Annotated in this window: 18 protein-coding genes; 11 read left to right on the top strand and 7 right to left on the bottom strand. The window is 56.5% G+C overall.

Features of this window, described 5'->3' with window-relative positions:
* Positions 1 to 48 precede the first annotated feature (48 nt).
* The 6 genes from H6F75_RS23770 (at position 49) to H6F75_RS23745 (ending at position 7,093) form a co-directional block, all read left to right on the top strand.
* Positions 49 to 1,572 (top strand): hypothetical protein, encoded by a 1,524-nt coding sequence (locus H6F75_RS23770; RefSeq protein WP_190755169.1) that lies wholly within the window; start codon positions 49 to 51, stop codon positions 1,570 to 1,572.
* A gap of 125 nt (positions 1,573 to 1,697) precedes the next feature.
* Positions 1,698 to 2,027, top strand: coding sequence for a DUF6825 family protein (locus H6F75_RS23765; protein WP_190755168.1), 330 nt, complete (start codon positions 1,698 to 1,700; stop codon positions 2,025 to 2,027).
* Positions 2,028 to 2,137: 110 nt separating this feature from the next.
* On the top strand, positions 2,138 to 4,021 hold the full coding sequence (locus H6F75_RS23760) for an AarF/ABC1/UbiB kinase family protein (protein WP_347710702.1): 1,884 nt from the start codon (positions 2,138 to 2,140) through the stop codon (positions 4,019 to 4,021).
* Positions 4,022 to 4,041: 20 nt separating this feature from the next.
* Positions 4,042 to 4,797 (top strand): PP2C family serine/threonine-protein phosphatase, encoded by a 756-nt coding sequence (locus H6F75_RS23755; protein WP_190755167.1) that lies wholly within the window; start codon positions 4,042 to 4,044, stop codon positions 4,795 to 4,797.
* Between the two features lie 528 nt (positions 4,798 to 5,325).
* The gene (locus H6F75_RS23750; protein WP_073608309.1) at positions 5,326 to 5,520 is read left to right on the top strand and encodes an NblA/ycf18 family protein; all 195 of its coding nucleotides are present in this window, start codon (positions 5,326 to 5,328) and stop codon (positions 5,518 to 5,520) included.
* Positions 5,521 to 6,220: 700 nt separating this feature from the next.
* Positions 6,221 to 7,093, top strand: a complete 873-nt coding sequence (locus H6F75_RS23745) for a universal stress protein (protein WP_190755166.1) — start codon at positions 6,221 to 6,223, stop codon at positions 7,091 to 7,093.
* Between the two features lie 14 nt (positions 7,094 to 7,107).
* On the opposite strand, the gene H6F75_RS23740 is transcribed toward H6F75_RS23745, so the two are convergent.
* From H6F75_RS23740 to H6F75_RS23725, 4 genes are all read right to left on the bottom strand, one after another.
* Complete coding sequence (locus tag H6F75_RS23740; RefSeq protein WP_190755165.1) at positions 7,108 to 8,649, bottom strand: serine/threonine-protein kinase; 1,542 nt, start codon at positions 8,647 to 8,649, stop codon at positions 7,108 to 7,110.
* A 377-nt stretch (positions 8,650 to 9,026) separates the two neighbouring features.
* Positions 9,027 to 9,488, bottom strand: a complete 462-nt coding sequence (locus H6F75_RS23735; protein WP_190755163.1) for a hypothetical protein — start codon at positions 9,486 to 9,488, stop codon at positions 9,027 to 9,029.
* 147 nt (positions 9,489 to 9,635) lie between these two features.
* A complete protein-coding gene (locus tag H6F75_RS23730) occupies positions 9,636 to 10,808 on the bottom strand; it encodes an anhydro-N-acetylmuramic acid kinase (protein WP_190755161.1) in 1,173 nt (390 codons plus the stop codon).
* 3 nt (positions 10,809 to 10,811) lie between these two features.
* Positions 10,812 to 11,516, bottom strand: coding sequence for an NAD-binding protein (locus H6F75_RS23725; protein ID WP_190755159.1), 705 nt, complete (start codon positions 11,514 to 11,516; stop codon positions 10,812 to 10,814).
* A 171-nt stretch (positions 11,517 to 11,687) separates the two neighbouring features.
* Between H6F75_RS23725 and H6F75_RS23720 the strand changes: the two genes are divergently transcribed.
* The 3 genes from H6F75_RS23720 (at position 11,688) to H6F75_RS23710 (ending at position 13,685) form a co-directional block, all read left to right on the top strand.
* On the top strand, positions 11,688 to 12,851 hold the full coding sequence (locus H6F75_RS23720; RefSeq protein ID WP_190755157.1) for a GuaB3 family IMP dehydrogenase-related protein: 1,164 nt from the start codon (positions 11,688 to 11,690) through the stop codon (positions 12,849 to 12,851).
* Between the two features lie 149 nt (positions 12,852 to 13,000).
* A complete protein-coding gene (locus tag H6F75_RS23715) occupies positions 13,001 to 13,330 on the top strand; it encodes a nucleotidyltransferase domain-containing protein (protein ID WP_190755155.1) in 330 nt (109 codons plus the stop codon).
* Positions 13,302 to 13,685, top strand: coding sequence for a HEPN domain-containing protein (locus tag H6F75_RS23710; protein ID WP_190755154.1), 384 nt, complete (start codon positions 13,302 to 13,304; stop codon positions 13,683 to 13,685). The genes H6F75_RS23715 and H6F75_RS23710 overlap by 29 nt, the downstream gene beginning before the upstream one ends.
* A gap of 115 nt (positions 13,686 to 13,800) precedes the next feature.
* Here H6F75_RS23710 and chlP read toward each other — a convergent pair whose 3' ends face one another.
* The 3 genes from chlP to def all read right to left on the bottom strand — a co-directional run bounded on the left by chlP (position 13,801) and on the right by def (position 16,429).
* The gene (chlP, locus tag H6F75_RS23705; RefSeq protein WP_190755151.1) at positions 13,801 to 15,036 is read right to left on the bottom strand and encodes a geranylgeranyl reductase; all 1,236 of its coding nucleotides are present in this window, start codon (positions 15,034 to 15,036) and stop codon (positions 13,801 to 13,803) included.
* A gap of 255 nt (positions 15,037 to 15,291) precedes the next feature.
* The gene (locus tag H6F75_RS23700; protein WP_347710701.1) at positions 15,292 to 15,654 is read right to left on the bottom strand and encodes a hypothetical protein; all 363 of its coding nucleotides are present in this window, start codon (positions 15,652 to 15,654) and stop codon (positions 15,292 to 15,294) included.
* Between the two features lie 214 nt (positions 15,655 to 15,868).
* Entirely contained in the window at positions 15,869 to 16,429 is a 561-nt protein-coding gene (def, locus tag H6F75_RS23695) for a peptide deformylase (protein ID WP_190755149.1), read from the bottom strand.
* Positions 16,430 to 16,839: 410 nt separating this feature from the next.
* On the opposite strand from def, the gene dnaA reads away from it, so the two are divergent.
* Together dnaA and H6F75_RS23685 are read left to right on the top strand one after the other, a co-directional pair.
* Positions 16,840 to 18,261: a chromosomal replication initiator protein DnaA gene (dnaA, locus tag H6F75_RS23690; protein WP_190755147.1), complete on the top strand. Its 1,422-nt coding sequence runs from the start codon at positions 16,840 to 16,842 to the stop codon at positions 18,259 to 18,261.
* Between the two features lie 134 nt (positions 18,262 to 18,395).
* Positions 18,396 to 18,992, top strand: coding sequence for a YdeI/OmpD-associated family protein (locus tag H6F75_RS23685; protein ID WP_190755145.1), 597 nt, complete (start codon positions 18,396 to 18,398; stop codon positions 18,990 to 18,992).
* Positions 18,993 to 18,997 lie beyond the last annotated feature (5 nt).

Genomic DNA, 18,997 nt, shown 5'->3' with positions numbered 1-18,997 from the left:
AGTGAAGAACGGGGTAGAGTGGCAAAGATAATTGACCCCTCTGCTCCTATGACCCTAGCCGTGGGCACCGCCCTGCAAAATGGCACCTACGTGATCGACGCCTGGGTGACCGAAGATGCCGTTGGTCCTGTCTATCTGGCGATGGATGTGTCCAAGGGGCAGTGGATACAGCTTCGCGTACTAGGCAGTCGCAGTCCAGCAGCGCTGCCGGATGCCTTACAGCGACAAGCGTTTTACCAGTATCTCGACCAGGTCAACTACCTTAAGCAAGCTGCATTTTCAGCGCGCCTGGGAGGCTTCGAAGAAGAGGGCGTCTGCTATCAAACCCTGGCCAGTCCCCCCGGCACTCCCCTCGATCGCCTGGTAACTGAGACCAATTCCCTGGCACCTCGCTCCAGCATAGCTATTATTCAGCGCCTTACCGAAGCCTTCGAGACTCTCCACCCTTTAGGTTGGGCCGGGTTGCGATTGACCCCTGACCAAGTGTGGTACGAGCCGCAGGATCAAATCGTCACGTTCACAGGATTTGATCTACCGCCATCCACCACCGCCACCCCAAACTCCACCGAAAAAGATCAGGTTTCTTCAGAAGAATCAGCCCTAGTGCGCGGGCTTACCCACCTGCTGTATTTTTTGCTGACTGGTCAACGGACCGAGGCAACCAACGCTCCCCTGGCAGTAGAGGTTCGTCGTCGTCACCCCGAGTTACCCACTGTTGTCGATACGGCCCTGGCCTTGGGCAGCCCCAGGCTTTTGAACGGGGCCACGCCAACCCTGCACGAACTACCACCCACCGTTACTCTAGCGGCGTGGAAAGCCCTTCTGCCAACCCCTGAGCAGCTACCATCAACACCAGCACCCAGTGCAGTACCCCAGCGATTCACTGGCCCCTCGACTAGGGCGGTATTCAGCCAATCTGACCCTGGAGCCCAACCCCAAGCCATAGTTGACTATCCTGCGCAGGTCAGCACCCTGGTGGGCTCAACCCAACGTCAGAATCGTTCACTACCGCTGGCTCTGGTCTTGACTGGGTTATTGGCTACAGTTAGCGGTCTAGGGTTTGGCTTCTATGCCCGGCTCCAGCCTGCCAGTTCTGCCAGCCAAGAGCGCCTCAATCCCAATCAGTCGTTTCCTCCCCTGCCCGACTGGAATGGCGACGACCTCTTGCAGCCCTGGGCCGATGCCCCAGCCCGGCGCGATCGCCCCGACTACAGCAACACGCCACCACCGGGTTCGGAACCAGTACCTGACTTTGCCCCCGACCCCCAAGAACCTGCTGCCCCACCCCCAGCAGTGCCTCAGCCTGCAATTGTCCCTGAGCCTGTCTCTGAACCCATAGAGAGCTGGGAAACTCCGGTAGCCCCCCAGCCCGAACCCGAGCCTGAGTTTGAACCCATATTCCCCAGCGAGCCCGCGCCACTGCCCGTGGAGCCCGCTCCGGCTCCGCAGCCGCTGCCCGCACCAGTTCTTGTGGAACCCGCTCCAGCGGAAGGAGCAGCCCCGCCGCCCTTAGCCCCAGCGCCCCTAGCCCCACCGCTTCAGCCACCGGCCCCAGCCCCATCATCTAGCTAGACGGTTTTGCTAAATAAACCAAAACTTAAACCCAAGATCCGTCCGGTGCTAGAGGAATAAGGACGTTATAATTCTCTACAGTCAAGCAAGTTCTGCTACATTGTCCGTTCTTCCTGAGGTTTGCCATGAGTAGCCCCGTGCTGCATGCGTTTTATGTTGGCCGCGCCCTAGCCGATGCGGTTAACGAGCGCGCCGAGCGGTTGTTGACCGATGGCTTGAGCCTGGTAGGTAAGTTTGATGCCGAGCAGCGGGAATACTTTCGCCAGTTTACGGAAGAAGTAATGGCTCGGGCTCAGCAGGTAGAGGCAGAAGCTGGAGAATTCTCTACCGGGAATACAGCATCGGCTTCAACCGGCTCAGTCACCGATCTACAGGCCACTATTGACACCCTGCGAGCCGAAATTGCCCAGGTGCGAGTCGCCTTACAACAGTATCGGGCTACTTCCCAGGTCTAAAAGTCAAAAAACCGTTTTGCCCTTATGCCAGGTTTAAATCTGCCGGGGCTACTGCCCGGAGCTACATTGGCTTGTAAATCGCTGCTATCCCTTCTGTTCTAGGAACCTGAGTGTCTGCTGTTTCTGATTCCTCCGCATCGGCCAAGCTGCCTTCCCCTCTCGACAACGGCGAGGGTGACTTAAGCTATGTTGAAGGCATGAATGGCAGCTTGGATACCTCAGCTTTCGAAGCACCGCTAGACGGAGCTGCTCCCGTTCCCCTAGCCTTGGCCAGCACGGCGAGCCTTGCCGCGGCTGCCGGTGAAAAGACACCGCCTTTCCGTCAAGACTCTTACCGCTGGAACCAGGGCCGATACTCTCGTCAGCGCCGCTTTGTTGATATTTGGGGTTTTGTGCTGCGGCTGCTCTGGGCCCGATGGCTCTACGGCAAAGCTTGGAGCTATGGTGGCGCCATGACTGCTGAAGCCCAGACGGCGCGGCGGCGAGAGCTTGCCGTCTGGATTCGCGAGACCCTACTCGATCTGGGTCCAACTTTTATTAAGGTAGGGCAGCTTTTTTCGACTCGTGCCGATATTTTCCCCATTGAGTTCGTGGAGGAACTGTCGAAGCTTCAGGACCGGGTACCGGCCTTTAGTTATGAGCAGGCCCGCGACATTATTGAGGCTGACTTAGGCAAACCTATCCACACCCTTTACCGCACCTTCGATCCGATTCCGCTAGCGGCGGCCAGCCTAGGCCAGGTGCACCGGGCTCAGACGCACAGCGGTGACGAGGTGGTGGTAAAAGTGCAGCGCCCGGGGCTGCGATCGCTCTTCACCATCGACCTATCTATTCTCAAGGGCATCGCTCGGTACTTTCAAAGCCATCCTAGCTGGGGTAAAGGCCGCGACTGGCTAGGCATCTATGAAGAGTGCTGTCGCATTCTATGGGAGGAGATCGACTACCTTAACGAAGGCCGCAACGCCGACACCTTTCGTCGCAACTTCCGGGGTGAAGACTGGGTCAACGTGCCTCGCGTCTTCTGGCGGTTGACATCCTCTCGAGTGGTAACCCTGGAATACATGCCTGGGATTAAAATTAGCCACTACGATGCCCTCGAAGCCGCTGGGCTAGACCGTAAGCGCTTGGCTCGGTTGGGAGCTCAAGCCTACCTACACCAGCTACTGAACAACGGCTTTTTCCACGCCGATCCCCACCCAGGCAATGTTGCCGTTAGCCTTGATGGATCGTTAATCTTCTACGATTTCGGCATGATGGGCCAGGTACAGCCGATGACTCGCCAGCGGCTGATGAGTACATTCATGGGGGTAGCCCGGCGCGATGCTGGGCAGGTGATGGACTCCTTAGTGGAGCTGGGGGCCCTGGCACAAATCGATGATATGAGCCCAGTGCGCCGCTCTATCCAGTATATTTTGGATAACTTTATGGACCGCCCCTTTGAGGAGCAGTCCATCAATGCCATCAGCGATGACCTTTACGCCGTCGCCTACGATCAGCCCTTTCGCTTTCCGGCCACGTTTACTTTTGTGATGCGGGCGTTCTCCACCCTGGAAGGGGTAGGGAAAGGGCTCGACCCCGAGTTTAACTTTATGGAAGCGGCCAAGCCGTTTGCTGCACAGCTTATGTCTAATGGCAATCCGACCGATGGAGCTAACAGTCTGCTGGGAGAACTCAGCCGTCAGGCTGCCCAAGTCAGCACCTCTGCCCTGGGTCTACCCCGGCGCATCGAAGACACCCTTGACAAACTAGAGCGCGGCGACATTCGGGTACGAGTGCGCTCTATCGAGACCGACCGCGCCCTGCGCCGCATTAGTGGGGTAACGATGGCTAACAACTACGCCATTTTGGTGGGAGCGTTTACCCTTTCGGCAACGGTACTGGTACTATCGGAGTTTGTTTGGCTAGCTCTAGTACCTGGGGTACTGGCGGCAGGCACCGGGATCGCGTTTTTGCGAGCGGTGCTTCAGGTCAACCGGGCCGATCGTCTGCCTTAATGGTTTAGCCCAAGTTTGCTATGGTGGATTGCGTTTTTTCAGGGTTATCGGATCCAGGTCTGCTGCGCACTAGCAACCAGGATGATTACTACATCGACCCTGAGGGACGATTTTTCCTCGTGGCAGACGGCATGGGCGGCCATGCGGGTGGGCAGGAAGCTAGCCGCTTGGCCACCGCCGCTATTAAGACCTTTTTGCAGCAGAACTGGCACGGGGAAGTAGCCACGGCTCAGCTCTTAGAGCAAGCTCTACGTCAAGCCAATAATGCCATTCTTGACGACCAAAGGCGCCACCCTGAACGGGCCGACATGGGTACTACTGTGGTGGTGCTCACCTTTCGCGACAGCGACCCGCAGCCTTGGTGTGCCCACGTGGGCGACTCTCGTCTCTACCGCCTGCGGGGCCACCACCTAGAGCAGCTGACCGAAGACCACACCTGGATTGCCAAAGCTATTCGAGCGGGTGAAGTGAGTTCAGCCCAGTCGCGCAGCCACCCATGGCGCCATGTGCTGTCTCAGTGCCTAGGGCGCGATGACCTCACCGAAATTGATATTCAGCCCATTGAGGTGCACAGTGGCGATCGCCTACTGCTGTGCAGCGATGGTCTCACCGAAGAATTGTCAGACCACCTCATCGCCTCTCACCTGAAGTCGATTCGCGCCTGCGAGGCAGCGGCCACAGCCCTAGTCAATTCTGCCAAGCAGCGGGGGGGCCGCGACAACATCACAGTGGTAGTAGTAAATCTGTCAGCACCATCTGGCGGCACTGACAGCTGATTTGGACCACGACTCTACCTGCCAAAAGGTAGGTATTTTATTTGCATTAGACAAACCCTTCAGTCGATGTGATTGAGTCGAAAATAACTCCAAAAGCCTCCAGTCGTAGCGGTTGCAAATGCTGCGGCCACGCAACAATGCGGGTAAAGCACCCCTGTACTAGCACCGCCTGGGCCCAAGCCAAGAATACATGAAGAAGTTTGCCTTGAGCATTTTTACTTAGCAGTCATTGCTAAAAGTTGTAAATTCTCCACCGACAGATGACGGTTTAGGGATGACTTGTTATATTCGCTTATAAGACCACCAAGTGGATCTTTGTCAAATGATCGTTATAATTTGTAAACCATAGCGCATTGGCCTAGGCCGGCATTGTGGTTACAGCTTAGTCCAGTAGAGAAACTAGGTGTGCTGGGGTTGGATTTTCTCTAAGGAGAGCTAAACCCATGCATCTAGGCAGTAACTCAGGTTCAGCCTGGTTGTTACAAGCCATTACTGGAGTGTTGTTCTCTCTCTCTCAGGAGCAAATCCATGAACGAACCGATGCAACTCTCTTTGGAGCAGCAGTTTAGTTTGAGGTCTTTTGAGACCCAAGTTGACAAAATGAGCCGGGAGCAGGCCCAGCAGTTCCTAGTCAAGATGTATGAACAGATGATGATGCGGGAGACGATGTACAAGCACTTCCTCAAGCACGAATGGGGGATTGGGCCAAACCCTCAAATGTAGGTTCGACGTCGCCAAAACAGCATGAAGACGGCGACCTCCCTCTCTTGCACGATTCTCTTGAATCAGGCCGGGGATGCCGGGGCGTCACCTTCGATGCTATAAAACGTTTCATCAACCACAAAATCGAAATTTACGCTAGCTCAAAGGCCACCTGCTTCAACTCATTTCTTCCAAAACTTTTTTACAGCTATAGCTGTGCCAGGGGTTTAACTCAACCGCTTGCAATGCGCTCCCCACACCTCGCTCACCAGTGAAATAGCTATTTCTATCAGACCCCATGTCCCTGTGCAGCGAGAGCATAGGAAGTCGGTCAATTCAGCCTTGTCTGGTTTGCAGTTCTGCACAACTTCTGATTTTTTCGTTAAGTCGACATCGCTACCGTCGATGCCAAGCAGTCCCGTTTAGTCCGTGATTCCAAAGCGACAGGCTAGCGGGGTATAGGGTTTGAGGTATTCGGTTGACGGCATACCTTGAACCCTGCATTCAGACTGTTGGAGCCCGTTACAATCAACTTGCCTACAGAACCCTCCCAGCAATGAGAGTTAGGGCCTTTCAGGGGTTGAAACGGCCCGGTCTAACGTTATGGTAGGAGGAAGGGCTTCCCCAACGGCTGCCGATGGTCTGTGGGATAGGCCACAACGATTGCTAGCTTGGGCGATCGCAAATTTTGTACGCTTTGTTGCACCTGAACGGGGGACGTATGTTTCAGCGCGCGCTCATTTGTACTGACTTTACTGATGGTATCTACCGTCTCGCTCAGTTTGTGCCGAGTCTCGCTGCTGGAGGGTTCAAGTCTCTAGTGTTTTTTCACAGTGTCTCAGTAGACAGCGAGCGGGAGATTCCGCGAAACAGCCCAGAGCTGCTAGAAAAACCCCGACAGCGCTTGCAGGCCCTGCTGCGCGATTTGCCCAACGATATCGATGTGACCGTTGAGGTACAGATGGGGCGCGCCAGCGAGAGCATTTTGCGTTTGGCCAAAAAGCACCAGAGCGACGTGATTTTTTTAGGCAGCCCGACCCGCACGCTGCTGGAAGAGAAACTGTTTGGTAGCACTACCGCCAATTTAGCCGAAAAGACAACGATTCCCGTCGTTATTTTGCGGCCCCAGCTCGTGTCAACCTACACTACCGCTGAGCTAAAGCTGCGCTGTGCTCACCTATTCCGCTACCTGCTGGTGCCCTACAACGGCACCCAGGGAGGTAAAAGCTTGCTCAAAAAAATTCAGCAGCAGGTGAAAAACAACCCCAACTCAGTGCTAGAGCGGGTTCGCTTGGTGTGGGTTGTCGATGAAAACGTGCGCCGGGAGTTGCGGGGCGATAATTCCCTGAAGCAGGCTGAACAGGAACTTGACCAGCTTCAGTCAGAGCTAGCTGCCCTCAATTTAGTCGTCAACACCACCGTCGTTGAGGGCAGCCCCTTAATAGAAATTTTGAAAACGGCCGAAATGCACGATATCGGAGCGATCGCCACCTGTTCTAGCAACCTTGGCGGCATTCTCAAGTGGTCAGCCCCTAGCCTCACCCGCGAAATTCTGCGCAGCAGCTGGCATCCGGTGCTGTTTTTCCCTACTTAAACAGGTCTGGGGCTTCAGTCAGAGAGGCTAGAGCCTGTATCGACGTAGATCGACTCCAGCTTTTGCAGCACCTTGGCTTTAAGCTTGGTCTGTAGTTCATTGCGCAACAGGTCGCGGCTGGTGGCGATCGCCCCGGTAGAGGGGCGACTGCGAGCGGTCAGCGCCCACTCCTGGAGCAGACTGCGCTGGGGGTCAGAGACACTACAGCTCAACACATGGGCACAGGGGCGCGGGTTCTCCAGGGCAAAGAGCAGCAGCTTATAGGTGCCAGTTTTGCCCAGCAGCCCGGCCATATCCTGGCCCAAAGCCGTTTTGAGATCGAGATAGCAGGGCAGCCAGCGCGCGCCATGGGAGCTGCTGTAGAGCACCGTTAGCCAGAGCATCATGGGATGGGGAGCCATGGTGCAGATAAAGGTGTTGTAGCGGGTGCTGACCAGCCGCCGGTTGATTTCAGTTTCGGGCATCATCGCCCATAGGGTAGCCAGTGGTCCCTGACTGGTGGGCAGCGAGTGAGGAAAAACAATTTCGGCTATGGGCTTAGCGGCAGGCCACACGGTTAGCTTGCAAACCTGGTCGTCCTTAAGCGATTCGGTGGCCGTCGGCTGGCGAGTAACCGGCACCCGGTTGAGGGTGGTGCTAATCCGCTGGCTAATGCGAAAACCGTTGACGTAGCGGGATTGGAGCGGCTCTAGAATCTGCAAAATTTCCTGGGTGCTCTGGGGGCGCTCCTCGGCAAGCTTAGCCATACAGCTCATCACCAAGTCTTCGAGCAGCTTAGGAATTTTAATGCCGCTGGCCACCTCGCTCATCAACTTGGGCGACTGGGTCTGGTGCACCTTATACCAACCGCCAAAGGTATGGCTGCTGGCCCGGAGGGGTAGATGGCCAGTCAGCATTTGAAACATCATGATCCCAAGGCTGTAGATGTCGGAACGACCGTCGAGTTCGCGACCTTCCATTTGCTCAGGAGAAGCGTAGGCCAGAGTCCCCATAAAGCAGTTGGTCTGATCGCTATCGACCTGCATGAGTTTGGCAATGCCAAAGTCTAAGATCTTCGCCAGTTCCCCTAAAGTAGGGTCTTGCACAATCATGATGTTGCTGGGCTTGATGTCTCGGTGAATAATGGGCACCGGCTCAGGCTGGGTCTTGAGAATAATGCCTTCGTGGGCAGTTTGAAGACCTAAGCAAATTTGTCGGATCAGACCCAAAAATCGAGGCATAGGCAAGGGCTGAAGATTGAGCAGATGGCTGAGGCTTTGCCCCTGTAGATATTCCATCACATAGAAAGGCACCCCTTCGTCGCTGACGCCATAGTCGGTAACCCGCACGACGTGGATGCTTTTTTGGCCCAGCTGAGCACAGGTCATGGCCTCCTGCATGAAGCGATCGCGCATTTTTTCGCCGGGCAAGGTTTGGGAAAGCAGCTTAATGGCTACCTTCACGCTGCCCAGCAGCAGATCTTCGGCTAGATACACCCGACCCATCGAACCCTGGCCAATCGGTTCTAGTAATTCGTAGCGATTTGCCAGTTTACAGCCCAGGTTGGAGTCAGCCATAGAACGGTATTAGCCAGAAGGCAGGGAGGGGCAGGCAAGGCAAGGGGTGTGCAGCGAAGCAGAGTCTAAACTAGGGGCGGCGATAGATCTAAAGCCCAAAACCTAACTCCTCTACTCAACTCAATGAGCTGTTCATTGGCAAGCAGGCCAACAAACCGAAGCTAGCCCAATCGTGGCATCCGTAGTGTTAGCCCAGGAAATGATGGTGCCCGCCAACGTCCTGCTGACTAACATCTATCTCAATTGTGCACCCCGCAATACCTCGGGTTGGGCTCAGCCCACAGCTAAGGGCCATAGAGTTAATATGCCCAGCTGCGTCTAAAAGGTGTTGTTTTCACTGTAGTACATTCTCCTGAAAGCACTTATAGAGAGGTCGTTTACATCCCTGGTGTTGAGGTTCCCTGCAGGTGAAGGGTCGCTTCCATAGCGCTGGTCAGATAGTGGCCGGTCATAATGCCGCTAGAGAGGTGGTAGCGATCGTGATCCAGGCGATATAGAGTTTCAAACCCTGTGCGGCGCTGGCGATCGCCCAGAGCCCAATAGCGCTGAATAATCGAGTCAGGAGCCACCCAGCCCTCGCCTTCTACCCGACCCAGCAGGCTGTGCTGCAGCACAAAAGTATACTGGCAGTCGCCGCTGGTCAACCGACCTCGGTACTGAAGCGCCATCTCGTTGGGCTGGGTATCGGGCAAAGCCAGCTTCATCACCATCGTGAACCAGTCGTCGCGACTCCAGGCGACTAGAATTTTACCTTTCACTGGCGTAGGCAGCCGATCGCGCTCCATCCAGCTGCCCTGGAGCGTCCACCGGCCAGGCTCAATTAAAAAGCTATGGTCCACACAATGCTCCCTCAGCCTTTGACATAGCCTGGGACATCGGTTGTGTCGCTGCTGATGTCCGGCATAGCCCGCTGTCCTCTGTCCCGTGCCTCTCAAGCATACGCCCTATTGCTCAGACTGGGGTATGGGCCTCGTCAACCCTTTAACCTAGCGAGGCGGGGCAATATCATTGCCGTGCCCAAGCACAACGGAGCGACTGGCTCCAGTTACTGTGGGCAAGTTGCCAGGAAAACCCTGCCGATGCCAGTAGCCGAGTACCGCAAAGGCGATCGCCTCCCTATAGCTAGCTGACAATCCCACCGCGTCGGTGGTCTGCACCACAACCTCAGGCAGCCGCGCCTGAAGCCGCGCCATCAGCACTGGATTTTGGCTACCGCCGCCGCACACTAGCAGGCGATCGGGTAGGGCAGGCAAAAAGGTGCGGTACTCGTGGGCTACCGAGGCCGCGGTGAACTCGGTCAGAGTCGCCACCAAATCCTGCGGCCCTAGTCCTTCCTCCTGGGCATCCTGACGGCAATGCTTGAAAAATTCCCAGCCAAACAGCTCACGCCCGGTAGATTTTGGCGGCGGCTGAGTGAAGTAGGGGTGCGCCAACCACCGACTGACCAGCGGTAAGCAGGGCTTGCCCTGGGCCGCCCAAGCACCGTCAACATCGTAGGTGAGCGCCCCTGCCGATAGGTTGTGCACCGCTATGTCAATCAGAGAATTGGCCGGTCCTGTATCCCAGCCCAGCACTTTGGGTGCGCTGTCCTGGCGATTCCAGGCGGGTAGGTAGGCGACATTGCCAATACCGCCCAGGTTTTGCACGCAGCGCCGCTCGGTGGGGTGGCTGAGCAAGCAGAGATCGACGATCAGCGCGAGCGGTGCTCCTTCGCCCCCAGCCTCGACATCAGCTTGACGAAAGTTGCTGACCGTAGGCAGGCCAGTCTGTTGGGCAATCGCCACCCCACGCCCCAGTTGCAGCGTATAGGCCAGCCGCGTTGGCCCCTGATCGGGCAGTGCCGGGCGACCCACCGGACGGTGAAACACCGTCTGCCCGTGAGAGGCAATCAGGTCGGCGGGGCCAGCTTGGGCAGTTAGCGCCTGGGCCGCCGCCGCGAAGGTCTCAGCCACGGCATCGTCGAGGGCAGCTAGCTGGTCGAGGGCGATCGCTTCCCCCGCACACAGCGCCAAAATCTGCCGACGCAGATCGTCGGGGTAGGGGTAGGTCAGCCCCTCAATCAACGACACCGTTAGGTCGTAGCCCTGCCCCTCCAGCTCAACCAGGGCGGCATCAATGCCGTCAACAGAGGTGCCGCTAATTAGTCCAATCACGCGCATGGGCTACACCGGTAGACGCTCTAGGCCTTTATTGCTGCCGATTACTACCATCAGCCCTCCTGCTTTAAGCCGGGTGACAGGGCTGGGGTTAATCTCAAACTGGTCGGGCTCGTTGTCTTGGCTGATCGCCAACAGGGTGAGCTCGTAGCGGTTGCGCAGGTCGAGGTCAACAATGGTTTTTTGATCAAAGGCCTGGGGCACGATGATCTCGGCAATGCAGTGATTAGGATCGATATCGAAGCGATCGAGAATGCCGGGGGTGGTCAGCGATCGCGCCAGCTCACAGCCCATCTCGTGCTCTGGAAATACGACATGATCGGCGCCGACGCGATCGAGCAGCTTACCGTGGATCTCTGAGGACGCCTTAGCAACTACGTTTTTAACCCCCGCTTCCTTTAGGTTGAGGGTGGTGATAATGCTTTCTTCGACATAGTTGCCAATTGCCACAATTACCGTATCAAAGTCGGTGATGCCCGCTTCGCGGAGAGCCGAGGGTTGGGTACTGTCGAGCTGGAGGGCATGGGCAGCAATCTGGTCAGTTAGAGCCTGGCTGACATGGACCTCGTTGGTGTCGACAGCCAGCACTTCGTAACCCAGGTTGTTGAGGGTAGCGCACACTGCCCGTCCAAACCGCCCTAAACCAATCACGGCAAACTGACGATGGGGCGATCGCATTTTGCGCAAAAACGTCAGCGATGACAAATTCACAACCAGTTTTTTACCTCGTTAAACATATTGCTCTGCGCCCAGACCTATCAGATCTTATCACTCACCACTGTATCCCCAGTATCAGTGGGGTTCAGCCCAATAGCTGTACGGCGAGAATTCTTTTTTGCTAGGCTAACCTAATGGTTTTGGCCCAGAGGGTAAAGTAGGGACGTGAATATACAACTTGGTCGTGGCAAAGTAGTCCGTAGAGCGTACGGCATTGACGAAATTGCCCTGGTGCCTGGGCCTCGCACCCTGGACCCAAGTCTGGCCGACACCCGTTGGCAAATTGGCGGCATTGAGCGTGAGATTCCCATTATCGCTAGCGCTATGGATGGCGTAGTCGATGTGGGCATGGCCATTCGGCTCTCAGAGCTTGGGGCCTTAGGTGTGCTCAACCTAGAGGGCATTCAAACCCGCTACGACGACCCCAACCCCATCCTCGACAAAATTGCCTCGGTGGGCAAAGAGGAGTTTGTTGGTCTGATGCAAACCCTCTACGCCGAACCGATCAAACCCGAGTTGATCACCAAGCGTATTCAAGCCATTAAGGCCGGAGGCGGGGTGGCTGCCGTGAGCCTCACCCCCGCTGGGGCGGCTCGGTTTGGCACGACAGTGGCCGAAGCCGGTGCAGACCTAGTGTTTGTGCAGGCCACGGTAGTCTCTACCGCCCACCTGTCTCCGGCAGACATTAGCCCCCTCGATCTGGCCGCTTTCTGCGCTGAGATGCCCATGCCGGTGATCTTGGGCAACTGCGTCACCTACGAAGTCGCCCTCAATTTGATGAAGGCTGGGGCCGCCGCCGTCATGGTGGGCATTGGCCCCGGTGCCGCCTGTACCTCCCGCGGGGTGCTGGGCATTGGCATTCCCCAAGCGACTGCTGTGGCCGACTGTGCTGCCGCCCGCGACGATTTCTTTGCTGAAACTGGGCGCTATGTGGCGATCGTTGCCGATGGTGGCTTGGTTACCGGCGGCGACATTTGCAAGTGCATCGCCTGCGGAGCTGATGGGGTGATGATTGGCTCACCCTTTGCCCGCGCTGCCGAAGCGCCAGGTCGCGGCTTCCACTGGGGGATGGCCACTCCCAGCCCGGTGCTGCCCCGGGGCACCCGCATCAAAGTGGGCACCACCGGTAGTCTGGAGCAAATTCTGCGCGGTCCCGCCGGACTAGACGACGGCACCCACAACTTCCTAGGGGCGCTGCAAACTAGCATGGGCACCCTAGGTGCCAAAGACCTGAAGGAGATGCAGCAGGTAGAGGTCGTGATTGCTCCCTCACTACTGACCGAGGGTAAGGTGTACCAGAAAGCCCAGCAGCTCGGCATGGGTAAATAAGTCAATTCAGCGGAGATTTATTTGCTTAAAAAATGGCTTTTGGGACTCTAGATTCTCAAGAGCCATTTTTTTATGGAAGTTCTCGGCCTCTCCAGCTTTTTTATTGATGGCAGCCGTGGCAGAATTGGTGAAACAGCTGGAGACAACCCATGGTTGACATGCAGCAAATCGAAGCACTGGGTTGGCAAATTGCTGAGCAGTTCAACCCCGATCGTATTATTCTGTTTGGCTCCTATGCCTATGGCGAGCCCACCGAAGATTCTGATGTAGATCTCTTAGTAGTCTTACCCTTTGAAGGCCATTCGTTTCGCAAGGCTTCAGAAATTCTTAGGGTTACTGATCCCGATTTTGCGGTCGATTTAATGGCCCGAACTCCTGAGCAATTACGACAACGCCTTGAACTGGGAGACTTTTTTATCCAAGAGATTTGTGAGAAAGGTAGGGTCTTGCATGAAGCCGCGTACCCAAGAGTGGGTTGATAAAGCTGAAGGAGATTTTATTACTGCTGGGCGAGAACTTGAGGCCACTCAAGCTCCAAACTATGATTCCGTCTGCTTTCATGCTCAGCAGTGTGTCGAAAAGTACTTCAAAGCTCGCCTCTATGAAGCCGATATTTCCTTCAGCAAGATCCACGATTTACGTGTCTTGTTGAAATCTCTGCTGCCGCTTGAACCAACCTGGCAGCAGTGGGAAAAGGCACTGACGGACCTAACAATGGCTGCTGTTGAAGTGCGATATCCAGGCTTTTTCGCCGATGAGGAAGTCGCGACTGAAATGTATGAGCTGTGTGCTGAGGTACGACAAGCAGCACGGCAAAGTTTGGGTTTGGTATAGGAGAAGCTAAGACGCCAGGTTTTTGAAAGTCTTAAAAATACAAAAACTGGCTTTGACAAATTATTGCCAAAGCCAGTCAACCTAGGGGGTTAGAAAGAAACTGAGCGATCGCCCACTACCAGCTCCGAGTCGGCGCTAGCGCATGGCCGCGAATCAGGCTGCCCATGGTCTTGGCGGTGATTTTCATCTGCACCAGGGGGTTAGCGGGCACCACAGTTTTGTAGAGGTAGCTGTCAAAGGTGAGCTTCTGTACATCAATGTCAGAGCACATTTCGACGAAAGCCTCGCGGGTGGCGTCGGAACGGTAGAACACCGTTTGCAGCAGATCCAACACCTTGTAGGTAATGCCGTACTGCTTATCCCAGCGCTTCAGGTAAACCTTGAGGTCATCTTCGGTAGGGATGCGCTGGCCGTTGTTGGAGAATTCCACAATGGTTTCGGCGCACATGCGGGCCGACTTGGCGGCGAAGTAGATGCCCTCACCAGAGGACTTGGTGACGGTACCGGCGGCATCGCCGACCAGAGCCACGCGACCGACAACGCGACGGGGTCTGGGGTGCTCAGGGATGGGGTGGGCTTCTACTTTGATAATTTCGCCACCCTCTAGACGCTTGGCGGCACGGGCCCGGATGCCCGCCTGGAGGCCCTTGATCTTAGCCTGGTTCACCCGCATGGTGCCGGTGCCCACGGCGACGTGGTCATACTTGGGAAACACCCAGGCGTAGAAGTCGGGGGAAACGTCGTTACCCACGTACATCTCGGCCAGGTCTTCGTAGTAGGCCATTTTGTCTTCAGGCAGGCGAATGCGCTCTTGGAAGGCGATCGCATAGTTGTAGTCGCCAGCCTTAATCGCCTTGGCGACGCGGGAGTTGGCCCCATCGGCCCCAATTACTAGGTCTACCTGGAGCGACTTGTTGTCACCCACCAGACCATCTTCGCGGTGCTCGGTGTAATGGAGGGTATAGGCTCCCGTCTCGGTAGTGGGGATTTCGAGGGTGTGAACGGTGCCGTTAATCAGCTTGGCGCCATGCTGGGCGGCGCGATCGCGCAAAAACCCGTCCATCACCTCGCGGCGGCACATGCCAATATACTCATCGTCTTTGAGGGTGGCGCCGATGTTGACCTCAACGTTTGAGGGGGAGATCATCTTCATCTTGCGCACGCGGCGATCGATGATTTCAGGCGGCAAATCAAATTCTTCGACCATGCACAGGGGAATGGCCCCACCACAAGGCTTGGCGTTGTCGAGCTTGCGCTCGAACAGGTACGTTTCAATACCGGCTTTGACTAATGTCTCAGCAGCCGAGGAGCCTGCTGGACCTGATCCTACTACTGCTACCCGAAGTACCAAGGATACCTACTCCACTCTTGCAAAAAGCTACGGATGAATCGTATCACGGGATTTCAGGCATTTTGGCCCGCTCGTGCGGGTTGTAACCCGATTGAAATACTCGTTTACATTGAGTCACAGGCGGCGGGCGGCAATCTATTCGTTGGCCAGATATAATTCTATGGCGCCTAGGGACAGTTACCGCTGTTGGGTGCAGAGCTACTCTCAGCTTTCAGGCTTCAGACGTAGCACAGGCGCTCTTGCCGAAAACTCAATCTATTCGCCCTCTAAATCGACCCCCAGTTCATCCACCAACCAGTTGATCACCTGCTGACGCTCGCCGGGGGTGAGGTAAAAGCGGCCGGTTTGACGAAGGCGATCGTTCATATCCTCAACATCGGCCAGGGTAAATAGCCCAGCGGTGGTGCCTAGGGTACAGAGAATGTCGTCTTGCCCCTGCTCGTCAAGTCCGCCGTGGCGGTAGCGGGCAATGTGCTGACCCAGACGGGTAAAGTCGTAGCTGTCCTGGGAGAGTCGCTGCTTTTTTGCCTCGGGGATGGGCTCCCCGGCCGCTATTTTGGCGTAGTCGGTGTCGAGCATGTCGAGGTGGACAATGCGGGGCTGAGGGTGAGAACTCACGCTGTTTCCTTTGGCCTTAGTCGGCCAGATAGTCTGGAGCAGAAATGATCTGACCAGAGGTATCAGGGTAACTGAGCGACCCAGGGCGGCCCTGATTCTGCTGAATGTTTTTCAAAACCGGGCCAGGGCCGTTGCATTCTGCAATACAGTCCGTCAAGAATTAATTGGCCTAGCGCCAAGGAACCGATCGGGCCAGGTAAAGCTTGGGCAACCCCTAGCCCAAAGCGGCAATTTCCATCGCCTGATAGGCGTCTTCAGTCAGGAGGTGAGCCTCAGACTGTACTCGGTCAAGAAACACCTTACCGTCTAGATGGTCGACTTCGTGCTGAAAGATACGGGCGACGAAGCCCTGCCAAATCTGACGCTGGGGTTGCCCATGGCGATCGCAGTATTCCACCTCAACGGTCTGATGGCGCGGCACCTGGCCCCGCACCCCCGGTACGCTGAGACAGCCCTCCCAGCCCAGCTCTAGCTCATCGCTGGCTGACACCAGACGGGGGTTGACCAGCACCGTCGGCTCCATCAAAGGGGCGTGGGGGTAGCGCAGGTTGGGGCGCGAGGCGATCACCAGTATCCTTAGCGAGTGGCCGAGCTGGGGGGCGGCAATTCCAACGCCGTTGGCGGTGCGGACTGTTGTCAACAACTGGTCAATCAACAGTTGTATAGCCTCATCTCTCACCGCAGCCACAGGCTGGGCGACCTGGCGCAGCACCGGATGGCCTAGGGTTAGCAGCGGGGTCGGGGATGGCTCTGGCGACGATTTTGGGGTGGTCATGAATAGGCCTTAGGGGTCAAAGAGTGAGCCGGAGTCGGGGTTAACTGAGCAATATTGTAGCCATTGTATATATCTTCCCCCAGAGGCTAGGGTCATATGGTTCAATAGACCAGCGGGACGCCTCTAATGCCTCGCTGACTGGGGTAGTACTGGATCCAAGTTTTACCAAAACGCTATATGTAGAATCAGGGACATTTTTTATCTGTATATCTAGTACCCTATAGATCTTCACGATGGCTGTCTGCACTGGGCTCTCCCAGTCTGCGGTCAAGGTTCGGGACAAACGGTTCCACTGCCCTGGAAAGCCCCAGTTCTGGCATCAGAATGCTAGCGGGCTAGGGAGTGGTAGCCCGATTAGCTCATCATGCGCGATGTCTGCCTTCGGGCAGCGGTTATTTACGAGGTAAACCGTGGACCAGGCCCTGAATCGGTTGTGGGAAGAGGTTCTTAACCAGCTTCAGGCGGAGTTGAGCCGCCCCACCTTTGAAACCTGGATTAAGCCTGCTCAGGCGCAAACCCTGAGCGATCGCGCCCTGGTGATATCGACCCCCAACCCCTTTTCCCGCAACTGGGTACAAAAGCACTACGCTGGCACCATCACCCAAGTCGTCAACAATATTTTGGGCAAGGCTATTGAGCTTCAGGTAACAGTGGTGCCCGATGGGGATGATGGCTCAGCGGCGCTGCGGCCCATGGCTGAGGTCAACTGGCCAGCCTCGACCCCGACCCTGCCCGCTCGCTCGGCTCCAGCGTTGCCCACCCGAGCCATGCCGGCGGACCCGCCCGCCTCGACCCGGGAGAATTACAACGACCTCAACCACAAGGCGGTGTTTTCGCGCTTTGTGGTGGGAGCCAACAACCGCATGGCCCATGCGGCGGCTCTGGCGGTAGCAGAGTCACCAGGGCGCGAGTTTAACCCGCTGTTCTTGTGCGGTGGGGTGGGCCTGGGCAAAACCCACCTGATGCAGTCTATCGGCCACTATCGGCAGGAGATTGCTCCCCAGGCGCGGGTAGCCTACGTCAGCACAGAACAGTTCACCAACGATCTGATCACCGCCATTCGCCGCGACAGCATGCAGCACTTTCGCTCCCACTACCGGGATGTGGACATTTTGCTGGTGGATGACATTCAGTTTATTGAGGGCAAGGAGTACACCCAGGAGGAGTTCTTCCACACCTTCAACACGCTCCACGAGGCGGGCAAGCAGATTGTGCTGGCCTCAGACCGGCCACCCAACCAGATTATGCGGCTGCAAGACCGGCTGATCTCGCGGTTTTCCATGGGCCTGATTGCCGACATTCAGACCCCCGACTACGAGACCCGGATTGCCATTCTGCAAAAAAAGGCGGAGTACGAGCAGGTGCAGATTCCCCGCGAGGCGCTTGAGTATATTGCCGCCAGCTACACCTCGAACGTTCGCGAGCTGGAGGGGGCGTTGATTCGCGCCCTCGCCTACACCTCGATCTCGGGCCTGCCCATGACCGTCGAACACCTGACGGCGGTGCTGAATCCTCCGGCAGATAAAATTGAGGCCTCGCCCAGCTCGGTGCTGGCAGTGGTGGCGGAGAAGTTCGGCGTCTCGGTGGACGATTTGAAGGGGTCCTCGCGACGACGGGAGATCAGCCAGGCCCGCCAGGTGGGCATGTATCTAATGCGCCGCCACACCGACCTCAGTCTGCCCAAAATTGGCGATGCCTTTGGCGGCAAAGACCACACAACGGTGCTTTATAGCTACACCAAAATTGAGAAACTCTTGAAGCGCGATTTGGATCTGGCCCAAACCATTCGGCAGCTGGGCGATCGACTGAGTATGAACGAGCGGAGCCGTTGAGGGGTAGGCCGGTGGGCGGGTAGGAGGGTGGATGGGTGGATGGGTGGATGGGTGGATGGGTTGGGATGTTGCTGAAGTAGCACAATGGGTGGATTGAGTATGCTGAGACTTGAGGATGACTTGTCCTGACTGCCATGGCGATCGAAGCGCCCGAAAATTCTATTCAAGTTGAAAGCCGCGCTGAGTGGCGAGCGTGGCTAACGGCAAACCATACTCGCAGCGAGGGGCTGTGGCTGATCACCTACAAGAAACGGTCGGGTAAGCCCCACGTTTCCTACGATGAGGTAGTGGAAGAAGCGCTGTGCTTTGGCTGGATTGACAGCAAGGGCAACAGGCTTGACGATGAGCGCACCATGCTGTGGGTGGCTCCGCGCAAGTCGGGCACGGGCTGGTCGGCGCTCAACAAAAAGCGGATTGCCGCCCTGATCGAGGCGGGGCTAATGATGCCGCCGGGGCTGGCGAAGATTGAGGCGGCGAAACAGGACGGCTCGTGGGAGCTGCTGGATGCGATTGAGCGACTGGAGGTGCCAGCGGATCTGGCGTTGGCTTTGGCGGAGAATGAGCTGGCCAGCGCCAATTTTGAGGCTTTTCCGCGTTCGGCCAAGCGGGGCATTTTGGAATGGATTGCCAGCGCCAAACGGGCCGAAACCCGCGATCGCCGCATTGCTGAAACCGTAGAGCTAGCCGCCCAAAATCTTCGCGCCAATAGCTGGCCCAAGCGCCCTGACTAGCCGGG

The organism is Nodosilinea sp. FACHB-131 (assembly GCF_014695395.1).
In the GTDB taxonomy this organism is placed as follows: Bacteria; Cyanobacteriota; Cyanobacteriia; order Phormidesmidales; family Phormidesmidaceae; genus Nodosilinea.
The sequence above is the reverse complement of the archived record's forward strand: the minus strand, read 5'-3'. Positions and strand labels throughout refer to the sequence as shown.